Genomic DNA, 20,261 nt, shown 5'->3' on the forward strand with positions numbered 1-20,261 from the left:
GTTGCTAGATGATCGAAAATCAATTAATATGTAAATTGGTATAGTACCGCTTAGGGATGGGATGGCAGAGAGTTCAGAGAGTTACTATGAATATGAAATTGAACGTGTCCAATTGCAGATTGAATTCACATTGGGAGTGATTATTCCATCGATCTTTGCCCTGATGCTTTATTCATACGTCCTCTTTCCAATCTTCTTCCAGTGGCTCTTTGTCGCCTCGCTCATCGTTTCAATACTCTTGATTTTTCCAGCGAAAAAACTGCATGATCTTCACTACCAATGCTGGTCGCGCAATACCGTTCCACTCAAGTTGATCACTGGTATGATCGGAATGATTTACATTTCCGTCATTTCTATCTTCTCGGTCTCCATGCTTTCAATATATCAGGGCCTCACGCCGAGCGAGCCTACAACACTGATCATTCTTGTGGCAATGCTCGCGCTCCTGATCGCGCTCATTGCCTATCATTCAAAGAACAAAGAGCGATTTCTTTCGATGGAGAAACGGTTTTTCCGGATTCATCCGACACAGATTGAAAGAATTATCCTGGAATTCTTCGATAGGTCTGGTGAGCGATTCACGCGCTATCCCGAGAAAAAAGGGTTGAATGTGAACATCACAAATCAGGGATTGACTATTCGCGTGCATCCCCTCTGGAACAACACTTCTGAGGTTATAATCGAAAATATTGACACAAAGAATCTAGACACGGTCATAGCTGTCAAATCATTGCTAAAAACAAAAATCTAGGCACGACCCTTTGATTCTCCGCGAACGATGGCGCTTGCAATCATGTGCGCAATCCGTATGGGCTCGGGAAGACTACCGCGGATCGTGCATAAGCGGATGATCCGCGAGGCGACATCAAATTCCATACCACAAACAGCAACGTAAACAGGCTTCTGCGATGTCGATATGGGTTTCGGAATAAAGCGCGTAATGATCTCAAATCGCTTTTCCCAGTCCGAAAAATGCTTCGATAGCGCTTTCCTGATCTTCTCGAGATTTGGCGCTTCTCTGGTAATCGTCGCACAAGGTATGCCCGTTGTCTCGTAAATTCGTGAGATATCGATCACATTGAAGCCTCCAAGGGCAATCCCATCGACAAGAATCAGCTTAATCTGCTCCTTGAACCGCGAGCCCATGATCATTTTCTCAATCGCCTCATTTGCATCGGTCCCATCGATATCGCATTCACTCCGAATGACCCCTTCGAGATAGGAAGGAACACGCACAATCACGCCAACGATAATAACCCGTTCGCTATCGAATCTAAAAGGCGAATCGTCGATTCCTATAACTCGCACTTGATCCTTCACCTACATCAACCCTAGGTGACCTGTCACTTTGTCAACGATTTCCTCAGGTGCAGGGCCGATACCCAAACAGGTTGTCGTTCCAGGGGGAAGCTCCGTTAGACCAGCATCAACAATTAGAGAAGTAATTAGACCAATGGCTTCCGCATTCACTTTAATTTCAAATAATTCATTTAGATTCTCAACCTTGACAACGACCTTTTTCTGGCCCTCCTTGTACCATTCATCGAACCATTCAGATTTTCTTTTCATCGATAATATTGCACAATTAACAGCTGCATGCGCGACCTGTGCCGCCATTTTGCCAGGCGTCAGTTTGAGATCCCTTCTCACGGCAATGACCATCTTGTACTCCATACCCATCATCTGGCAGCGCAATATCGCTCTCTGAAAGACTTAAAAACTTCGGTGCGCTTTCTCACGGCGGATGTTTGAAATCGTTGAGAGGGACGGTCTAGCCCGGATATGCGCGTTTCATACCAGACGTGGTACTATTGAAACACCATGTTTATTGCCAGTCGTTAATCCCAATATTAATACGATACCACCGAGGAAGCTCTATGAAAAATTTGGAATTCGCGCTGTCATCACAAATTCTTACATTATCCTGAAGAAAAAAGAGCTGAAAGAAAGTGCGATGAGCAAGGGTGTGCATGAACTCTTGGATTTTCCTGGCATCATCATGACTGATTCCGGCACATTCCAATCACATGTCTATTCTAAGATAGATGCAACGAACAAAGAAATCGTCGAGTTTCAGCGAGATATAGGATCGGATATTGGGATGCCTTTGGATGTTTTTACAGAACCTGATTGGAAGAAAGATAGAACGGCTCAGGCTATTATGCAAACGATCGCACGCACGAAGGAGGCCTCAGAGATTAAAGGTGAAATGTTGCTCGGCGGAGTTGTTCAAGGTTCTTTATTTCCGGATCTCAGAGAACAATGCGCACGAGAGATGTCGGCATTACCCGTAGATATCCATCCGATTGGTGGGGTCGTGCCGCTGATGGAGAACTATCGATTCGCCGATCTGGTCGACGTGATCGTCGCTTCGAAAAAGGGGCTTGTGCCGAATCGGCCTGTGCACCTTTTTGGGGCGGGTCATCCGATGGTTTTCGCACTTGCCATATTATTAGGATGTGACACTTTCGATTCTGCATCTTATGCGAAATTTGCACGAGATGGTCGATTCATGTTTTCGAGCGGAACTTATCGACTCGAAGACATGAAGAAGCTTGTCTGCGATTGTCCCGCGTGTAGGGGACACGATATCGATTCGATAAGAGAAATGAATGATGAAGAACGCACAGATCTGATCGCCAGACATAATTTATATGAATCCATTGCAGAAATTGAGCGCATTAAGAAGGCGATTCTTGAAGGAACGCTTTGGGAGTTTGTGGAGATGCGTTGCCGCTCTCATCCAGCTCTTCTTGACGGATTAAGGAGACTGGCAAATTACAAGGAATTTCTTGAAAAATATGAGCCGTTGAGCAGGGAAGGCGCATTTTTTTATACGGGTCCAGAGAGTCTCGATCGCCCCTCAGTATTTCGGTATGAAAGGCGGTTTTTTGAAAGATACGCTCAACCGCTCACGCAGATACTTGTGGGATTCGAGGATTCCGACAAACCATACACAGCAAAATACGCAAAAGAAATTGAAGAGATCTCTGCAATTTGTGATGCTCATTTTATTGTGATGTCTCCGTTCGGCCCGGTACCGATTGAATTCGATGAGATATATCCGATCGCCCAATCAGTTTTTCCGAAAATTCGCGATAAGGTGTTGATCGAAAAAACACATCAACTCATGGAAAGAATGTCTCATATTCAGAAATATGGTATGTGTGTCATTTACGACGGAGAGGAAACAAAGAAACTCCTTGAGTCGATCGCGAAAGGAAAATCCACGTTCAACATTGATATTGCGAGGGTTAAAGCGGTAGCGGATTATCAATTTGGGAAAGGTGCCGCTGACGCGCTCTTCAATGGCGAAATAACGTTCATCAAATCAAAAAATACTGGAAGGATCAGAAATGTGATGGTCGATGGAAAACACATTCTTTCAATGAGAGCTTCTGACGGATTCTTCTCATTGAGAATTGCTGGGGCAACAAAGCTTCACGCTGGGTTCCCGTCGCCGCGCCTGAGAGTCATTGTTAAACGAGAGTCGGCTGAATTCAATCGGAAAGGACGAAACGTTTTCTGCAAATTTGTCGTTGATTGCGATGAAAACATCAGACCGATGGATGAGGTTCTTGTCGTTGATGAAAATGATCATCTTGTCGCATGTGGTCGATCGCTTTTGACAAGAGACGAGATGCTTTCATTCAAAAGGGGGTTAGCCGTTCTCGTCAGAGAGGGCACCATGCAATGATCCAGCCTCGCTTACCTTCATTGCATCTTCAGCTGCTTTGATACAAACAAGGAGATCCTCAATGGTATGAAGCAAACTTGGAATAGAAGCTGCCGTTGCTTTTATTAACAATCGATGTCCCTCGACACTGGCAGTTGCATAATTCTCGTTCTCAAGTTCGATTGCTTTCTTGATCGTTTCCGCATGCATCTCATTCCGATATTGGATCTCAATCGTGCATTCGATCGACACGAAAACCGCATTAGCTAACGTCGTTATAAAGTGCGGGTGTCACATTTCCATGTCAGCCCTTATATTCCGTTGGAAGATTTTTATAGCCTATTGCAAGTGAATTGATGGTGAGTATATGGAACTTCTCGAATGCATACAAAAGAGGGTGAGTGTCAGGAGTTTTAGTGATGAACCAGTGCCAGAAGATATATTGTTAGAATCGATCAGAATCGGGAATCTAGCACCTTCGGCAGGAAATCTTCAGGCCCGCGATTTCATCATCGTTACCAATAAAGATACGAAAAAGAAACTCATGGCGGCTGCATATGGACAGGGATTTCTGGCCGAGGCGCCCGTCGTCATCGTGTGTTGCGCAAATCTTCAAAGAATCAGGAGTTACGGCAGGCGCGGAATCGAACTCTATTGTCTTCAGGATGTCGCCGCTGCCATTGAAAACATGCTTCTTTATTTTGTTGATAAGGGATATGCGAGTTGCTGGGTGGGAGCTTTCGATGAATCCGCCGTTTCGAAAATCTTGTCAATTCCATCTCACGCCAGACCTGTTGCAATGTTGCCAGTCGGCAAACAGAAAGGGATCACTCACAGGACATCAAGATTGAATCTTGAAAGCATCGTGCATAGAGAGAAATGGTAATTCCATTCCGACTTTTTTCGATCGAAGCAATTATTAGATCATGACACAATCTCTTTACACAGTAATACTGTAGGTTGGTGATCAATTGATCAAGGGAGTTGACCATATTGCGATCACAGTTTCAGACATGGGGAAATCTGTGGAATTCTACACAAAGATCCTCGGACTTGAAGAGGTTATGAGACTCAAATCGAAGATTCCTGGCATCAAGGAGATTGCTTTTCTCAAATCGCAAAACACAATGCTTGAGCTTCTTGCCATAGAAAAACCAGAAAAGCATGCACAGGAGGATTTGATGAAGGTGGGCGTGAAGCATCTCTGCTTCGGTGTCGAGGATATCGCAAAGGAGGTCGAGAGGATCAAGAGTTTGGGCATAAAAATGGTGGAAGAACGCCACGTATTGAATGCGGAACACCTAGAAACGATTTCTAGCAAGCTAAAGAATGTTGACATAAGAAGGGGGCTGGAAAGAGCGGTCTTTGCCGATCCTGATGGTATCCTAATAGAAGTCGCTGAGTGGAAGTAGAAAGCAAAGCGGAAAACAAGAAAAATCGAGAGTAGCCCCGGGCAGATTCGAACTGCCGTCGCCGGCTCCAAAGGCCGGCATGATTGGCCACTACACCACGGGGCTGTTTTTCAGCGGCGATATAATTTCATCTATATAACAGTCCTTCTTCTCCTATCATATATTTTCTTAATTATGAATCCGAATCGCATGACTAGCGAGTCATCTTTTCCATTAGAGAAATGGCAAATGGATCACCCATTAATTCCAGCAACGGAGAATTTAACCAATGATTTCGCCTATGAGATGCGTTGGAGCCGAGTCGATTATCTTAACTTTGACGAAACTCCCGACTTCCACCACTTCCTTGATTACCACCGGTGCGTAAGAAATCGTTCTTCCGATCCGTGTATCATGCTTTCCCTTTTCTGTGATCAAGATCTCTTCGATTGCGCCTTCTTTTGCTTTGTAAATCTCCTTACTAATCTGGAATCTTAGCTTTGTAAATTCTCTTGATCTTTCTTTCGATATCCATGAAGGAATCTGATCGCTTGCACTTGCAGCTGGAGTTCCCGGTCTAGGTGAAAACCGTGTAACGTTGAGAATATTTGGCCTGATCTCTTTTATCAATTGAACTGTCATTTTGTGGTCGATCTCATTTTCACCAGGAAAACCAGTTATGACATCTGTCGAAAGAGTGAGATCAGGAAAAGAATTTCTGAATAGTTGCACCTGCGATCTGAATTGCTCAACAGTGTATCTGCGGCCCATGAGCTTGAGAATTCTCTCGCTGCCACTCTGAACCGGCAAATGAAGGAACTTGTAGACCTTGTCGCTTTGCCATGAGTCAATCAGATCATTTACGATTTTCTGAAGACTCTCAGGATTCATCATTCCTATTCTGATCCTAAATTTACCAGGAATTTGAACGATAGACGAAATCAAATCGCTCAAAGTGCAGCCGATATCAAAACCATACGACGCTGTATCTTGCGCCGTCAAAAGAAGTTCTCTGGCCCCACTTTCTATCGATCGCCTCGCCTTCTCGACAATTCGATCGGGCACATAACTCTTTAATGTCCCCCGTGCAAGTCTGGTGATGCAGTATGTGCACGAACCCAGGCAGCCTTGAGATATCGGGATAATAGCGGTTGTCCTCCGATCATGAATGATTTCCTGGCTTGAAATTCGACCGTAGTTTTCAGCGATAACTTCTTGAAACGAGTCATACTCCTGTGGTGGCAGAATCGTGACGTCGGGCGCAACCTTCCTTATGATTTCTGGTTGAACTGCAGCCATACATCCAGACACAATGAGATTCTTATCCAAACGATGCAACTCTCTCAGGCGCTTCAGAATTTTCGTTTGCGTAGACTGGATGACAGTACATGTATTCAGGATAACGAGCTCTGCCTCATCTGCAGAACTGACAGGCTGATGACCGAGCGCTCTCAGCCTTTCAGAAAGCTCGATTCCTTCGCCTTGGTTCATCGTGCAACCGTATGTTTCAACGAAGAACTTCACGATTGAATCAATCATGTTCAGGTATATTATCTTATGGAGAATCCTGATTGCTCAAAGATCCTTTCTCCTCAATGATCATGTAAATAGCTCTCTCGGGCACGAGATCACTTTTTCTACATTAAACTCCATTAATTGAGATTCTAATAAAGCATTTTTACTCGAAATATCAATGTGTTTCATGACTCGTACTTCAAGTAAACTGTATCTAAGGAGCATAGTACTCATTTCACAATCGATTAATACACCCTGAAGGAAGCACCGCGAAATATCCGAAAGGTGAAAGAATGTCTAGACCAGAGTTCACCTCTCTAGAAAGGTTCTATGATAAGGTTGCCTATCAGTTCATTGAAAAATGCACACTTTGTGGGGACTGTGTGAGATGCTGTCCATTAATTTCTCAGACCCCATTAAAGGATGAAATCCCTAAAGAAATTATCAAGAAGATTATAGATTTTCTGAAAGACGGAACCTATTCAACGGAAGTATTCCTCAAAGTGTTCAGTTGCGCAAGCTGTGGGAAGTGTTCAAGATCTTGTCCCGAAGGACTCGATACTTTAATGGCGTTTGAGGCAATAAAACTCAGACTGGCTAAAGAAGGAAATATACCTGAAGCAGTTAAATACATCAAAGAATCCCTTGGCATATGGAGGATTCTTTCAGCCATTCAAATAAGACCTTCTGAGAGAAGATGGTTGAATGAGGTGCCTTACCGCCCAGAAAAAGTGGAAAATGTGGTCTTTCTGGGGTGTACCCTTCCCGCCTTTCCTCACACCGTATTCGCTCTTTTGGATGTCTTTGAGAGGACAGGGGTCGAATTCATAGCGTTGGGGGGAGGAGAATTATGTTGCGGTTTCCCCTATGGTCCTGCCACTGGACAGGTTCAAGAAGCCGAAAAGAAGGCCAGGGAACTTGTCGCTAGTGTGAAGGCATTCTCTCCTAAGAGAGTCATACTTACCTGTGCCGGTTGTTACCGTATGTTCACTGAACTCTATCCGCGATTTCTTGATCTGGATTTTGAGATACAATATTATGCTCAGTTCCTGTATGAAAGAATAAATAACATACGCATAAGCCGACCTCTGGATAAGAAAGTGATCCTACACGAGTCTTGCATGAGTCAGCGCACCAGGGTGAACGAATGGGAAATGAAACTCGTGAGAAAGATTCCTCATTTAGAAGTAACAAAGGGGAGAAACATCTGTTGTGGAGGAACACCAAGACTGACCTTCCCGCAGATGGCCCAGAAGATGGCAGATATCTTCAGAGAAACACTTACAAAAGAGGCTATGGAAGCCAGAGTCGATTATTTGGTGAACATCTGTCAGCTCTGTAGGATGGCCATTTATCCATACATGAGCGAATTTTCATTTTTCCTGAAAGATCTTCCAACCCTGATCAACGAGTCCATGGGAGGGAAAGAATATCAAAATAAATGGGAAAGTTATTGGAAATGTAAAAATATTGACGAGATAATAGAAAAATCCAGAGAGAATTTTGAAGAAAATGGTTTAACAGAGACAGAAATAAGGAGAGTACTACCTTTTATTTTCACTTTTTATGATTAATGCCACAGGACCTCTCAAGAGAGAAAAAGCGCGGGGAGGGGGATTTGAACCCCCGAGTCCTTTCGGACAATGGATGTTTGCCCTTTCGACCTCGAGATAGCAATCCATCGCCTTGCCGAGCTGGGCCATCCCCGCTTTAGGCCTCAAAAGAAGTTTGACTCTAATAATTCTTTTGCCGCGATGATTGAGGCGACCTCTAGCCAATGGAAATGGGGAATGAAACTCAAGTTTCTTGTAATTGCAGAAGATGAAGCACAATACTGTTCAAAGTTGCACATTTAATATTTCTTTTTTTTTAAGAAAAATGAGATTGTTTTAGGATAGAAACACTCAAATACTTCCTCTGGTGATTAAAAGAATTGGACGCAACGAGTCAGGTGGCGTCCCGAAATGCATATATACGGCCTCGATATTAGAGGGGGCTACGCTTATCCACAGCAAGCGAATCGACGCTGAGGAGGTCGAAAGACCATCTGTGAGGCTGTCGAATCCAGGGCTGTGAACACTCATGGGGGACCGAGATCCCCGTCGTTTGCACGTGAACTCTCGGTTCCGACGTTCGATGTACGGCAATCAATGAGATTGCCATTGGTGAAACTTGGAGATCCTGCCAATTTCCTTTAATCCTTAGCGGCAGTTAGTAATTGCCGAATGGATCGATTCCGGTTGATCCTGCCGGCGGCCACCGCTATTGGAATTCGATTAAGACATGCGAGTCGAGAGTCTTCGGGACTCGGCGGACCGCTCAGTAACACGTGGATAACATACCCTTGGGAGGGGGATAACCTCGGGAAACTGAGACTAATACCCCATAGGTCCAGAATGCTGGAATGCTTCTGGGCTGAAAGCTCCGGCGCCCAAGGATTGGTCTACGGCCTATCAGGCTGTAGTGGGTGTAACGGACCCACTAACCTATGACGGGTATGGGCCTTGAGAGAGGGAGCCCAGAGATGGACTCTGAGACATGAGTCCAGGCCCTACGGGGTGCAGCAGTCGCGAAAACTTCACAATGGGAGCAATCCCGATGAGGGAATTCCAAGTGCCAACACATTGTGTTGGCTGTTCTCCTGTCTAAAAAGCAGGAGAAGTAAGGGCCGGGTAAGACGGGTGCCAGCCGCCGCGGTAATACCCGCGGCCCGAGTGGTGGTCGATATTATTGAGCCTAAAACGTCCGTAGCCGGTCTCGTAAATCCCTGGGTAAATCGGCCAGCTTAACTGTCCGAATTCCGGGGAGACTGCGAGACTTGGGACCGGGAGAGGTCAGAGGTACTTCCGGGGTAGGGGTAAAATCCTGTAATCCTGGAAGGACCACCGGTGGCGAAGGCGTCTGACTAGAACGGATCCGACGGTGAGGGACGAAGCCCTGGGGCGCAAACGGGATTAGATACCCCGGTAGTCCAGGGTGTAAACGCTGCGGGCTTGGTGTTGGGGGTCCTTTGAGGGCGCCCAGTGCCGGAGAGAAGTTGTTAAGCCTGCTGCTTGGGGAGTACGTCCGCAAGGATGAAACTTAAAGGAATTGGCGGGGGAGCACCGCAACGGGAGGAGCGTGCGGTTCAATTGGATTCAACGCCGGACAACTCACCAGGGGCGACGGTTACATGAAGGCCAGGCTGATGACCTTGCCAGATTTTCCGAGAGGTGGTGCATGGCCGTCGTCAGTTCGTACCGTAAGGCGTTCTCTTAAGTGAGATAACGAACGAGACCCTCGCCATTAGTTGCTAACGCCTTCTCCGGAAGGCGTGCACACTAATGGGACCGCTGGTGCTAAACCAGAGGAAGGAGAGGTCAACGGTAGGTCCGTATGCCCCGAATCCCCTGGGCTACACGCGCGCTACAAAGGACGGGACAATGGGTTCCAACACCGAGAGGTGAAGGCAATCCCGAAACCCGTTCGTAGTTCGGACTGAGGGCTGTAACTCGCCCTCACGAAGCTGGATTCCGTAGTAATCGCGGGTCAACATCCCGCGGTGAATATGCCCCTGCTCCTTGCACACACCGCCCGTCAAGCCACCCGAGTTGGGTCTCAGTAAGGATCTCTCATTTTGGGAGGTTCGAACTGAGATTCAGCAAGGAGGGCTAAGTCGTAACAAGGTATCTGTAGGGGAACCTGCAGATGGATCACCTCCTACGCAAGGGGGGCAGCAAAGCCCCCCACCAATTCCTAGCAGGATCCCAAGCACCATAAATACATCGAACGTCGACATGATTCTTTTATTGATGTGGCGAAAGATCGTCATATAGAAACTTGGCTTCGTTTTTTTTTGGTAAAATTGGGGTATTGACAGCAGCGATAGGTCGATTTGAGGTCTTATTAAAATCTCGAAATAGACGCGATAAATGAAGACTGCCTTATGGAGTTCCTTCAATATCTGTCGACATGGATTTTAGATAAGATTTCGCTGGCTCAATTTCGCTAACTACACCATGCCGAATCCAAAATTCCTGAAGATGAGAATATAGGAAATGATGAAACCAATAATTGTACCACTGTTAAGAAAAGGCAGCCCCGCCTGCGGTTTTCCTTTCTCAGTGAGGAAAACAAGTGATAGAAAGCCACAGAATGCACCAATCATAGAACCGATCGAGACAAGAAGATTAGCGTTCGTGATTGTTCCTACCTGTGCTGGTAAAAAAACGAAGGATGAAACAATTAGGATGCCTGGAATAACGGCATCCCCAACACCCATGAAAAGAGCTTCGCGTTCAGATCCTTCAGATGTAGTTGAACTCTTTTTCAACGATGATAAAGAAAAGTCACCTCGTTTCGGCATGATAAAAACTGCGGGCATGTCCAACGCGATGACGGTTTCTGCCAGAGTGATCATGTGTTTTGTTCCGTAAACGGCAAAGGCATCATAAATTGCCAGAAAAACAAGAAGGAAAATTGACGGAAGTATGCCAAGTGACATTCCCAGCATCGCAGTCATACCACAACCCATGAGAAATGCGGCTGCATTGAGGATATACCATTCTGGTCGTACAATAAGCAATCCAATTATCACTCCGGCTATAATAATTGAAAATAAGAATGAAATATCGAGGTCATCAAAGATTTGATAGAATACTGGAAGGAATACGGCGGCAATTGTAATGAATATGGCACCCATGAAAATTCCTTTCATCAGCTTCCTCTTGCGAAATTTGATTAAAATCAGTAAAAATACAGTCATTGCGAAGAGAATTATTACATATATAATCGGATTACTCAGATTATTGGGATCTCTGAAAGCTCTGTATTCAGCAGGGAATAGAGGTACGATCAAGAGTGCGATAATTTGCATTGATAAAAAGATAATAGCCATTGCGATAGGCGCTGATTTTTCTTTCATCTGTTCGTTAATTGCCTGATGATTATGCTATATTTTTCGGTAAAAACATGGAAATCAATAATCCACAAGTGCTCTCAGCAAACAAAGTTTGATAACTCATCAAGAATTTTCTGGATCATCATAGCTTTGGCGCTTGTTGAACAGGGGTTCATAATCTTCTTAAACTATCCCTGTCACAGCTCTATTCCTGGTATGTACGAATATGACTAATTAACAAGAACTAGGATGAATCGACAAATTGAATCGATAAATCAGGATGAAAAGAGAATGATTGAATCACCAATCAGCTAGCATCCCAGTGCTCTAACGATCATCGATTCGATTCCATGAAAACTGAGGCGAATGCCACATTTCCAGCGACCTTGTTAATTTTCACTTTTGTTCTTGTTCCTTTAACTGTCCCAGGAACATAGATGATATATTCATTAAGTCTGGCAATCCCGTCGCCCTTCCTGCCTACGTCCTCAATCAGCACCTCGTAAATCTCTCCTTCCTTCAAAGTCAACTTTTCATCGACTTTCGTAACCTTCTTAACATTGACCGGTCTGTGAGCGCCGCAGGCTTCGCACTCAAGAAGGAGAATGCGCCCTTCTTTTACGATATGAGTATCCGGCCTTCCACATTCCGAACACAGCACGAAGGTTTCTGTATAATCGCGGATTCTATCGGAGATCTGGTTCTCTGCTAACTTAGCTTTGAATACCGCTCTCGTTCCCTCAATGTAACCAGGGGCACCAAGCTCCCTGAGAAGATACTGCAAAAGATGAGTCGGTTCTCTACGAAGCGCATCGGCGATATCAGCGAAATTTCTGATCATCGTTGTCTTTCCTTCCTGAAATACATCCGGTTCCGGAACTGAAAATCGCTCATGTTTTTCGATCTTCTCTGGCAATTTTTGCTTTGCTCTTTCGAGAAGAGCCAAATACTCATCATCAGACATACTATCGAGCCTCCAAACGGCTTCAATGATATAAACTTTGCCGGAAGAAACGCTCGCTGGAATCACCTGTCCGAGCCATTAAACGATCTTATTTCAATGTAATTCTTCAGGCATACTTTCTTTTCAGCGCGGCTTTGACCAACCCTAGATGAAGTGGTGAAGGTTTTCTAGGCCTTGATTTGAATTCCGGGTGGAATTGTGATGCGATGAAGAAATGATGACCCTGAAATTCAGCCACTTCCATTCTTTTTCCGTCGATCGATTTGCCTGTAAATTTCCATCCACAGCTCTCCAATCTGTCAATGTATTTTGGATTGACCTCGTACCTGTGCCGATGCCTTTCCATAATGAGCGTCTTTCCGTACAGTTCAAAAGCTTTTGATCCTTCCTGCAGGACAACTGGCTGAGCACCCAACCGCATTGTCGCTCCTTTCCTCTTAATATCCCGTTGTTCTGGTAGCAAATCGACAACGGGATCACATGTCTCTGGGTCGAATTCTGTGCTGTGTGCCTTTTCAATGCCGAGCACATTCCTTGCGATCTCAATTGTTGCAATCTGGAAACCGAGGCAAACGCCTAAGAAAGGAATGTTATTCTCGCGCGCATATCTTGCGGCAATCATTTTGCCGATTATCCCTCTACTTCCAAATCCACCGGGAATGAGAATACCATCTGCCTGGGTCAATTCTACTGGAATACCAGATTCCTCAATTTTTTCAGAGTCTATAAAGACGAGGTTGACCCTTGTATCAGTTTCGGCCCCTGCATGATGGAAAGCCTCAATATGACTCATGTAAGAATCAGCAAGATGCGTGTACTTCCCAACACATGCAATTGTAATCGTCTTCGAAGGATTCAACACCTTCTGAAGGAATTCCTTCCAATCGGACAGATCCTCTGATCTCGGCTCGAGTTTTAATCTTTTGAGAAGGAAATCAGTAAGTCCCTGTTCTTCTAGGATTAGCGGAACCTCGTAAATTGACCTCGCATCGGGTGCCGAAATGACGGCTTCAAGTGGAACGTCGCAAAAAAGGGAGATCTTTCTCTTAATTGAGTATTCGAGTGGCTGTGTTGACCTCGCAACAATGACATCCGGTTGAATACCAATAGACCGCAATTCTTTTACTGAATGTTGTGTTGGCTTGGTCTTTTGCTCTCCGACCGTGCCCAGGACGGGGACAAGTGTGGTATGCACGAAGAGACAGTTTTCCCCACGTCCCAGTTCTGTGTTCATTTGCCTGACCGCTTCCAAAAAAGGCATTGATTCAATGTCACCGACCGTACCACCTAATTCCACAACGCAAATATCTGCATCAGTCGACTCGGCCACACTTCTGATCTGTGTCTTGATTTCATTCGTGATATGCGGAATAATCTGAACAGTTTTTCCGAGATATTCCCCCATTCTCTCCTTATCGATCACTGCTCTGTAAACTTTGCCAGTCGTGATATTATGATCGCTTGTCAGATCAATATCAAGAAATCTCTCATAATTGCCGAGATCGAGATCGACCTCCCCTCCATCTTCAAGAACAAATACCTCGCCGTGTTCGAACGGATTCATTGTTCCTGCATCAATGTTCAGATAGGGATCGATCTTTATTGCCGTGACATTCAGTCCTCGTGATTTCAAAAGGCGGCCGATGGAAGAGGCGGTAATTCCTTTTCCTAGACCAGACAGGACACCACCGGTGACAAAGATGTACTTCATTTTCTCGACGGGATTGGTCGATACCGTTACAATAATAATAATTTTTGCCCTGTCCTGGATTTTTCGGGCCAAGATTCCCTCCGGGAAAATACTATATGAGCTGTATTGAAGAATCGATTAATAAGAGAGACTAAATTCAAGATCATTATTTCCTCGTGAATTGTGTTGAGTCGGCAGGTGAGCATACATGAAGTTCCTCGTCATATCTGATATTCATGGTCGTGAACGCGTCATTAGCTGGGTAAATAGGCTTACAGAAGAGAGAAAGGCAGATGGAATCATCGTTCTCGGAGACATCACGCAATTCGGGCCAGCCGATTGGGCAGGACATTTTCTGAGTTCACTGAGATCGCCAACCTACGCGATTCCAGGCAATTGTGATCCGCATGAGGTAATCCAATGGATTGACCGATCGGCCATTCTTTTGCATGCAAAGAAAGTCAGACTGGGAAACGAAATCTTAGTAGGATTCGGGGGATCTAATCCGACAATTTTCCACACACCTTTTGAATTACAAGAAGAGGAGATCGAAGAGGAATTGAGGAAGATTTCAGAAAAAGGTATGATTTTGGTGACTCACACGCCGCCATATGGAATTAACGATATGGTTCCATCCGGTAGACACGTTGGAAGCACCGCGATTAAGAAAATCGTCGAAGAATTTGAGCCGAAGGTTGTTCTCTCAGGTCACGTCCACGAAGCTTGGGGAATTGAAAGAATTAACAGTACATTATATGTCAATCCAGGTGCGGCAAAGGATTCCCGGGCAGCATTGCTGATCCTTGATGATGAGCCTAAAGCGGAACTAATTGCATTGTCTCTTTGAAAAGACTCTGAATCAATAAGTTTCGACTTCAAAATGTCACCTGTAAAAATAATTTGAGAACTAGAAAATCAAGCCGCTGGACAGGACATATATGATTAATTCGATACTCAGTCTGCCGATAATTGAAGAAGTTTAGTGGTTTTCCGTTTAAAACAGCTTGAGGATCCAATGTATTGTGCCACGAGTCCTAAACTGATGGACAATCCCGATGCCAGTTAATGGAAAAGTGTTGATCGTATGAAATCTTTGAAACGACAAGTTAACAATCCAAATTTTTCAAGCACGCTTTTCAAGCGTTAAAGACTAGTTATTTATATCATGAGCTCAAATAAACACAAATAACCTCGAAAAATCGCAAAAAAAGAATTTGTTGAATCGAGGTTGGAGAACGCGATCGAATTATATATTCGATCGTTCCATAATGTACAAGGGTGTTTAGAATGTCTAAGGAGGAAATTTTGAAACTACTGAACCAGGCTCTTGAATTGGAGCACGGTGCCTATGTGCAGTATCTCAGTCATGCGGAAGTGGTTGACGGGATTAATGCGGAGCCGATAATTGAACGACTCAAGGAGATAGCCAACGATGAGAAAGCCCATCAAGAAAAATTCAGAACCCTGATAGGATTACTCGGTGGCGTCCCAAGCATGGGTACTGCGGAAACACATCCTGCAAAGGACATCAAGGGAATACTAGAACAGAACCTCAAAGATGAAAAAATGGCTGTTGATACATACAGGGCGATTCTCGAGAAACTCAAGAAAGAGAAGATTAAATACTACGATTATCTGCTTGAACATGATATCCGTCACATTTTGATGGAAGAGCAGCAACACATTACGGAATTGGAGCTATTGCTTGGAACACAAGGTAGCAGCTATTAGTCTGAGTCCTATTTTTTTATCATTTTATATTTTTGTTTTATTGATCTTGTACATACATGAGTGATCTGAAGACTGAAACGATCGGAAACCCACGGGAAATCTCATCTTGGAGATTGAAGGCTATTTGAAGATTTTGTCTCCGGAGAAGAATCAATTCTGCTATCGAATCCCTTCGTTTTTTTATAAACCTGTTGACTTCCCCACTGATTATTGTTTAGATCATGATTGTGAGGATCTTGTTGTTTGGCCTTTTGAAAAAACTCAATTTTTCACAGGAAATTAAATTAAGTCAGGATTATGACGAGACCTAATTCGACGCTGAACAGAAAAACAAGAACTAAGGCTGTTTTTATGATTTCAAGGAATTTGATCTCATAAGGATTTATTGGCTTTTCGTTTTGGTTCATCCTACCGCCTCTCGTACAAACCGTCGCATATATCTTTTCAAATGTTTCATGAATGATACCTTGCTGTAGGTTCCCGCGGAAGAGCATTCCTATTTTTAAATTTTTTTATTAACTATCCCGAAACGTATTAATTCCAAGTGACATTCCTCTTCAATTTATGGGAGTATCGGGCGTCGCTAATTTCATATCTTAAAATGTCCAAATTACGTCTGCAGCTTTGAATTCAAAAAACATTTGGATAAACCAAGATAACGAGAGATTGAAATGAAGAATGTACTCTATTTTAGTTAAAAGCATTTTCATAACAGAACGAATTGATTTGTTAAAGTTCTTTATTATCATGGCTATTAAATGAGTCAAATCGGCGAGAGAATTCCTGTTTTTTTATTGCAAGCTAGAGTGGATTTTGACTGTTTTTGTGCGCCGAAAATTCGATCATTCAAACTTGTTATCCATAGTCTGTTGTTCTTCTCTCAAAAGTTTTTTCTAATTCTTATGATATTTCTATCTTGGGGAGTCCCCGTGGACCTTCTCCAACTTCCCCACCGTTTTATCTTTTTCTTCGGGGACTCCTCACCATGCTTTTCTATCATCTGCGTTGGGAATACGCCAAATCTGCACTGTGAGGAAAGAAAGGAATGTCAAAACTCCAGATTATTGTCTGAAAACTGATGAGCAGACTAAGACTGCCATGCAATTTATGACTCGCGTGATGCGCATCCTTCAATAAGAAAAATCATATGGACTAATTCAAGCTGGACAATGATTTTTAACATGCCTGCGCATAAAAATTCATGTAAGGTCCTTTTGAGGTCAATCCAGAACTCGACCTAATAGGCTATTCGTCAATCACATCACTTTTTGAAAAACGCTTTCCCATTAAATTTCTGAGTATCCTTTCCGTCTGCGTGAATATCGGTACGCCTCGACGCCATAAAGCCAATTTGAACGTTTCGTAAATTTCTTCCTTGGTTGCACCAACTTTTCTCACTTTCCCCCAGTACATTTGCTATCTGCACTTCATTTCTTTCTGCAAGCGCAATAGCAAGCGCCATCAGCTGCTTATATTTCTGTGAAATAACGCCTTCAGTTCAAACATTTTGATGCAGATCTGCAAGAATTCTTTCCAAATTTCCCTGGAGTTTCTCATTAATTCTTGCCGCTGCCGCCGCAGCGCGGGGAACAAATCTTCCCTCGCTTTTTCTTTTTTCTTCAAGATTCCCTTTCTCGTCTTCATACATGCTACCTGGCTCCTGCTGCAGCATTGAATATCAACTGATATGATAAATTGCCTCTTTTTGATTCGAATCTTAAAAAAATCATTGAACTCCTGAACAATTGCTTCGCTGTAATCATGTGAGATTCCTAATTGATGCTGCTGACCTCCGATATACTCATGAGTTCAGCAAGAATTTTGAAGTCTCGCTCCAGATCTTTTTCAAGAGATGCCCCTTTTTCAACAATGATCCTCACTTTTTGCGCATAATAATCATTTGTCGTCTTCCCACTCCAATCCCCCATGATTTTCACGCCCAAATTATGAAGTGAGATCATGCCAAACACGACCGCCAGATCATAAAGAAATTCTACCATGAGCCACTCGTTAAACTCGCAGTTTTTTTGGATATCATGAGGATAGTTCATCCACAATGAGCTGATCTTGTGTGCAAGAGCATGTGCCCTGCACTTATCATCGGCGGTTAAGAAAATAACATCTAGCTTTTGATCATCACAATGGTTCGCTAGAGCTTTTACGATCTCAACATCCCTTTTTTCCCTGTCCTCGAAGAATTCACCGCCTACAATGTCAAAGCATGTATAGAGCTCCCTAAGAATCTTCAATTCCGTTTGCGCATTGAGCGCTTTGCGACCGGACTTATAACAGCAATTGAAGAATGACCGCATGAGTTTTTGATTGTCGATAGCCCTACCAATTTCCTCAATTTCTTTTTGAGAGTATTTTCTGCCGATCCTTGTGGAAATCTCTGAATGCACCAACATCGGCACCAGAATTTGGACATTTTTTGATTTACTTCTGTCATCCAAACGTCGAAAATTGCGGTGAAACCGAAGTCTGCTAAGTAACCTTTTGTACGCGATGTTCGTATCGAGCCCTATGCATTTAAGTCGAGGATACTTCAGAGGGTCACTCATCCTTCTCTCAATCTCTTCGAGCTCAAACAGCAAATCCTCAAGATTCAATGGCGCGTGCAGTGATCCCTGAAAAACCTCTTTCAGATCTGAATAATCTGGTATTTCCTCCCTAAGGGCTTCATTTGACAATTTGCCACGCATTTTCGAGGTTGCCTCATCGAAGTCTTTCTTGTTTACCACGCCCTCTATCTTTTTCTTGCGAAGATCAAGTTTCAATAAGTCTAAACCCAGAAAATCCGAATGAACTACAAATCTATCAATTTCTTGTAAAAGCGCGTTGTTCATAACAGCCATCAGAAAATCTTTGCTCGCAACCGCATCCATCACTTGACCTCCGAGATGATTTCGTGAAGATGTTGCGTTGATATGGGAATGAGAAGATAGGGTCTTTTCGCGTTGAAAAGGGAATCCATATATAAATAAAAAATGTGATCAAATATCTCTTTACTCCATCCAGCGAAGACCGATCCAAGCACGACAATCTTTCTACCTGGAGTCACGTCTAGCGCGATCTTATCTCCTCTTTCTTTATGCTCTGTAGCGATTTTCCTTACCTTTTCAGAAACTTCTCTTATCTCGTCGCCTTTGATGACCTCGATCGACATCGTAGGAATTAGGCCATATCCCCTTATCAAAACTGCCAGCATTTTTTCCAAGATGCTAGCTTCTTCACTTTCTTCTTGCGTCGTCAGGATATAAACGGTTTCTGGAATAAATCCATACTTTCGGATCATGGCCCAGACGGAATTAAATCCGCCCCAGACGCTTCGACCAGTCATCATAATCAACACATTCATAGCAGCACCATAGCTTCAAATTATTATTCATGAATGACCTTCACCGAAGAACTGCTTTTCGGATGACTTCCTGGGATTCTTGAGGGGTCTGTATCGTATTGACCATGTAGACTTCCGATTGTTCGAGCAGTTTTTTGAAGAAATTCGTCCGAATGCTCATTTTTCTTTTATCGCGCACGAGCTGGTGAGGATTACACAAATCGTTGGAAAGCAGATAATCAAGTGCCTCCTCCGGGGTGAGTTCTTTGATAATTGTGGGATCGTTCTTGTCCCTTTTCAGCAACACAATAGAGTAAATCGAGGTCATCGGAACGACTCCGCCATCCCCGACGACCCAACGGACATTGACGATAGCCCGCCCCCTGTCATCAAATTTCGATCTTTCAATGAGGGGTTGATACTCCGTCCAAACTTGCCCGATATCCGCCTCAGCGTAGCAGTTCTTCTCAGAGCCAAAAGCAAGTGGCCTCTTTGTTGATAGTCTAACAAAATACCAATCATCGGTTACGAGGCGGGCCTCTGGTAACCTCAGAAGTCCCCACGAGTGAGTTGTCTTTCCCGTTTTTGATGGTGCTATGATTGAAACACCCCGCCCTTTGATATCAATCGCGGCACCATGCACGTGATAAATTCTGTGCTGATCTTCTAACAAATCGCCTGCCACGGCAAGCGTGATGCTCTTAATCCATCCGTAATACTGGATGTTGAAAAGAAATGCTGTTTTTGTCATCGGATCATATTTCACAAGAGGCTTTCCGCTTTTTTCTTCCAGAACGATGATACGACCGTGTGATCGAATGTTTTCACTCATCGTGTAGAAATTGTCTTCCCACCTGTCTTTCACATATTCCAGATCTGTAAGAAGCTTCATGCAGCAACCGTAAACTTCTGCTTTCCTCGTGTACAAGAATCTATCTTGATATTGCTCGTAAAGTCTATCTTTTTCTTCGGGAGATATCATCTCGATCTCATAGATCATTTCCTCACCATGAATCAATATGACAGTTTCACATAGAGAATTCACATATAGAATATTAATCTTCCAGGTGAATCTCTT

At 43.9% G+C, this 20,261-nt stretch carries 20 protein-coding genes, 2 tRNA genes and 1 rRNA gene; 8 read left to right on the forward strand and 15 right to left on the reverse strand.

The window, feature by feature from the left end; all coding sequences use genetic code 11:
• Positions 1–61: 61 nt before the first annotated feature.
• On the forward strand, positions 62–751 hold the full coding sequence (locus tag H5T41_03565; GenBank protein MBC7107857.1) for a hypothetical protein: 690 nt from the start codon (positions 62–64) through the stop codon (positions 749–751).
• Here H5T41_03565 and H5T41_03570 read toward each other — a convergent pair.
• Both H5T41_03570 and H5T41_03575 read right to left on the reverse strand, forming a co-directional pair.
• Positions 748–1,320, reverse strand: a complete 573-nt coding sequence (locus tag H5T41_03570) for a DUF99 family protein (protein ID MBC7107858.1) — start codon at positions 1,318–1,320, stop codon at positions 748–750. The genes H5T41_03565 and H5T41_03570 overlap by 4 nt on opposite strands.
• Positions 1,321–1,680, reverse strand: a complete 360-nt coding sequence (locus tag H5T41_03575) for a peptidyl-tRNA hydrolase (GenBank protein ID MBC7107859.1) — start codon at positions 1,678–1,680, stop codon at positions 1,321–1,323.
• Positions 1,681–1,744: 64 nt separating this feature from the next.
• Between H5T41_03575 and tgtA the strand changes: the two genes are divergently transcribed.
• Entirely contained in the window at positions 1,745–3,697 is a 1,953-nt protein-coding gene (gene tgtA / locus H5T41_03580) for a tRNA guanosine(15) transglycosylase TgtA (GenBank protein MBC7107860.1), read from the forward strand.
• Here tgtA and H5T41_03585 read toward each other — a convergent pair.
• Complete coding sequence (locus tag H5T41_03585; protein ID MBC7107861.1) at positions 3,662–3,928, reverse strand: hypothetical protein; 267 nt, start codon at positions 3,926–3,928, stop codon at positions 3,662–3,664. The genes tgtA and H5T41_03585 overlap by 36 nt on opposite strands.
• Before the next feature lie 115 nt (positions 3,929–4,043).
• On the opposite strand from H5T41_03585, the gene H5T41_03590 reads away from it, so the two are divergent.
• Positions 4,044–4,562 carry a nitroreductase family protein gene (locus H5T41_03590; GenBank protein ID MBC7107862.1) on the forward strand — a complete coding sequence of 173 codons (519 nt, stop codon included), beginning with the start codon at positions 4,044–4,046 and terminating at the stop codon, positions 4,560–4,562.
• Positions 4,563–4,647: 85 nt separating this feature from the next.
• Positions 4,648–5,088: a VOC family protein gene (locus tag H5T41_03595; GenBank protein ID MBC7107863.1), complete on the forward strand. Its 441-nt coding sequence runs from the start codon at positions 4,648–4,650 to the stop codon at positions 5,086–5,088.
• 32 nt (positions 5,089–5,120) lie between these two features.
• Here the strand turns inward: H5T41_03595 and H5T41_03600 are convergent.
• Together H5T41_03600 and H5T41_03605 are read right to left on the reverse strand one after the other, a co-directional pair.
• A tRNA-Gln gene (locus H5T41_03600) sits at positions 5,121–5,193 on the reverse strand.
• Positions 5,194–5,349: 156 nt separating this feature from the next.
• A complete protein-coding gene (locus H5T41_03605; protein ID MBC7107864.1) occupies positions 5,350–6,606 on the reverse strand; it encodes a tRNA (N(6)-L-threonylcarbamoyladenosine(37)-C(2))-methylthiotransferase in 1,257 nt (418 codons plus the stop codon).
• 269 nt (positions 6,607–6,875) lie between these two features.
• On the opposite strand from H5T41_03605, the gene H5T41_03610 reads away from it, so the two are divergent.
• Complete coding sequence (locus H5T41_03610) at positions 6,876–8,156, forward strand: (Fe-S)-binding protein (protein MBC7107865.1); 1,281 nt, start codon at positions 6,876–6,878, stop codon at positions 8,154–8,156.
• A gap of 29 nt (positions 8,157–8,185) precedes the next feature.
• Here the strand turns inward: H5T41_03610 and H5T41_03615 are convergent.
• Both H5T41_03615 and H5T41_03620 read right to left on the reverse strand, forming a co-directional pair.
• Positions 8,186–8,291 (reverse strand) — tRNA-Ser (locus H5T41_03615).
• Between the two features lie 277 nt (positions 8,292–8,568).
• A complete protein-coding gene (locus H5T41_03620; GenBank protein ID MBC7107866.1) occupies positions 8,569–8,745 on the reverse strand; it encodes a hypothetical protein in 177 nt (58 codons plus the stop codon).
• A gap of 70 nt (positions 8,746–8,815) precedes the next feature.
• Between H5T41_03620 and H5T41_03625 the strand changes: the two genes are divergently transcribed.
• Positions 8,816–10,289 (forward strand): 16S ribosomal RNA (locus tag H5T41_03625).
• A 284-nt stretch (positions 10,290–10,573) separates the two neighbouring features.
• Here the strand turns inward: H5T41_03625 and H5T41_03630 are convergent.
• From H5T41_03630 to pyrG, 3 genes are all read right to left on the reverse strand, one after another.
• Positions 10,574–11,485 (reverse strand): hypothetical protein, encoded by a 912-nt coding sequence (locus H5T41_03630; GenBank protein MBC7107867.1) that lies wholly within the window; start codon positions 11,483–11,485, stop codon positions 10,574–10,576.
• Between the two features lie 310 nt (positions 11,486–11,795).
• Entirely contained in the window at positions 11,796–12,425 is a 630-nt protein-coding gene (locus tag H5T41_03635; protein MBC7107868.1) for a translation initiation factor IF-2 subunit beta, read from the reverse strand.
• 106 nt (positions 12,426–12,531) lie between these two features.
• Positions 12,532–14,136: a CTP synthase (glutamine hydrolyzing) gene (gene pyrG, locus H5T41_03640; protein MBC7107869.1), complete on the reverse strand. Its 1,605-nt coding sequence runs from the start codon at positions 14,134–14,136 to the stop codon at positions 12,532–12,534.
• 187 nt (positions 14,137–14,323) lie between these two features.
• Between pyrG and H5T41_03645 the strand changes: the two genes are divergently transcribed.
• Together H5T41_03645 and H5T41_03650 are read left to right on the forward strand one after the other, a co-directional pair.
• Positions 14,324–14,962, forward strand: a complete 639-nt coding sequence (locus H5T41_03645) for a metallophosphoesterase family protein (GenBank protein MBC7107870.1) — start codon at positions 14,324–14,326, stop codon at positions 14,960–14,962.
• 440 nt (positions 14,963–15,402) lie between these two features.
• Entirely contained in the window at positions 15,403–15,846 is a 444-nt protein-coding gene (locus H5T41_03650) for a ferritin-like domain-containing protein (protein MBC7107871.1), read from the forward strand.
• A 1,261-nt stretch (positions 15,847–17,107) separates the two neighbouring features.
• Here H5T41_03650 and H5T41_03655 read toward each other — a convergent pair.
• The 5 genes from H5T41_03655 to H5T41_03675 form a co-directional block, all read right to left on the reverse strand.
• Complete coding sequence (locus H5T41_03655; protein ID MBC7107872.1) at positions 17,108–17,308, reverse strand: hypothetical protein; 201 nt, start codon at positions 17,306–17,308, stop codon at positions 17,108–17,110.
• Positions 17,309–17,344: 36 nt separating this feature from the next.
• Positions 17,345–17,518, reverse strand: a complete 174-nt coding sequence (locus H5T41_03660; GenBank protein ID MBC7107873.1) for a hypothetical protein — start codon at positions 17,516–17,518, stop codon at positions 17,345–17,347.
• A 100-nt stretch (positions 17,519–17,618) separates the two neighbouring features.
• Complete coding sequence (locus H5T41_03665; GenBank protein MBC7107874.1) at positions 17,619–18,731, reverse strand: hypothetical protein; 1,113 nt, start codon at positions 18,729–18,731, stop codon at positions 17,619–17,621.
• Positions 18,731–19,204: a hypothetical protein gene (locus H5T41_03670; protein ID MBC7107875.1), complete on the reverse strand. Its 474-nt coding sequence runs from the start codon at positions 19,202–19,204 to the stop codon at positions 18,731–18,733. The genes H5T41_03665 and H5T41_03670 overlap by 1 nt, the downstream gene beginning before the upstream one ends.
• A 40-nt stretch (positions 19,205–19,244) precedes the next feature.
• Positions 19,245–20,183 (reverse strand): hypothetical protein, encoded by a 939-nt coding sequence (locus tag H5T41_03675; GenBank protein ID MBC7107876.1) that lies wholly within the window; start codon positions 20,181–20,183, stop codon positions 19,245–19,247.
• Positions 20,184–20,261: the final 78 nt, after the last annotated feature.

The organism is Methanomassiliicoccales archaeon, from assembly GCA_014361295.1.
Classification (GTDB): domain Archaea; phylum Thermoplasmatota; class Thermoplasmata; order Methanomassiliicoccales; family JACIVX01; genus JACIVX01.

Excerpts from the sequence above, each read along its gene's own strand:
- H5T41_03565 (MBC7107857.1), top strand. The coding sequence starts at position 62 with ATGGCAGAGAGTTCAGAGAGTTACTATGAATATGAAATTGAACGTGTC.
- H5T41_03575 (MBC7107859.1), bottom strand. The coding sequence starts at position 1,680 with ATGGGTATGGAGTACAAGATGGTCATTGCCGTGAGAAGGGATCTCAAA.
- tgtA (MBC7107860.1), top strand. The coding sequence starts at position 1,745 with ATGTTTGAAATCGTTGAGAGGGACGGTCTAGCCCGGATATGCGCGTTT.
- H5T41_03590 (MBC7107862.1), top strand. The coding sequence starts at position 4,044 with ATGGAACTTCTCGAATGCATACAAAAGAGGGTGAGTGTCAGGAGTTTT.
- H5T41_03605 (MBC7107864.1), bottom strand. The coding sequence starts at position 6,606 with ATGATTGATTCAATCGTGAAGTTCTTCGTTGAAACATACGGTTGCACG.
- H5T41_03610 (MBC7107865.1), top strand. The coding sequence starts at position 6,876 with ATGTCTAGACCAGAGTTCACCTCTCTAGAAAGGTTCTATGATAAGGTT.
- H5T41_03620 (MBC7107866.1), bottom strand. The coding sequence starts at position 8,745 with ATGGCAATCTCATTGATTGCCGTACATCGAACGTCGGAACCGAGAGTT.
- H5T41_03630 (MBC7107867.1), bottom strand. The coding sequence starts at position 11,485 with ATGAAAGAAAAATCAGCGCCTATCGCAATGGCTATTATCTTTTTATCA.
- H5T41_03635 (MBC7107868.1), bottom strand. The coding sequence starts at position 12,425 with ATGTCTGATGATGAGTATTTGGCTCTTCTCGAAAGAGCAAAGCAAAAA.
- pyrG (MBC7107869.1), bottom strand. The coding sequence starts at position 14,136 with ATGAAGTACATCTTTGTCACCGGTGGTGTCCTGTCTGGTCTAGGAAAA.
- H5T41_03645 (MBC7107870.1), top strand. The coding sequence starts at position 14,324 with ATGAAGTTCCTCGTCATATCTGATATTCATGGTCGTGAACGCGTCATT.
- H5T41_03650 (MBC7107871.1), top strand. The coding sequence starts at position 15,403 with ATGTCTAAGGAGGAAATTTTGAAACTACTGAACCAGGCTCTTGAATTG.
- H5T41_03655 (MBC7107872.1), bottom strand. The coding sequence starts at position 17,308 with ATGGCGCTTGCTATTGCGCTTGCAGAAAGAAATGAAGTGCAGATAGCA.
- H5T41_03660 (MBC7107873.1), bottom strand. The coding sequence starts at position 17,518 with ATGCTGCAGCAGGAGCCAGGTAGCATGTATGAAGACGAGAAAGGGAAT.
- H5T41_03665 (MBC7107874.1), bottom strand. The coding sequence starts at position 18,731 with ATGGATGCGGTTGCGAGCAAAGATTTTCTGATGGCTGTTATGAACAAC.
- H5T41_03670 (MBC7107875.1), bottom strand. The coding sequence starts at position 19,204 with ATGAATGTGTTGATTATGATGACTGGTCGAAGCGTCTGGGGCGGATTT.
- H5T41_03675 (MBC7107876.1), bottom strand. The coding sequence starts at position 20,183 with ATGATCTATGAGATCGAGATGATATCTCCCGAAGAAAAAGATAGACTT.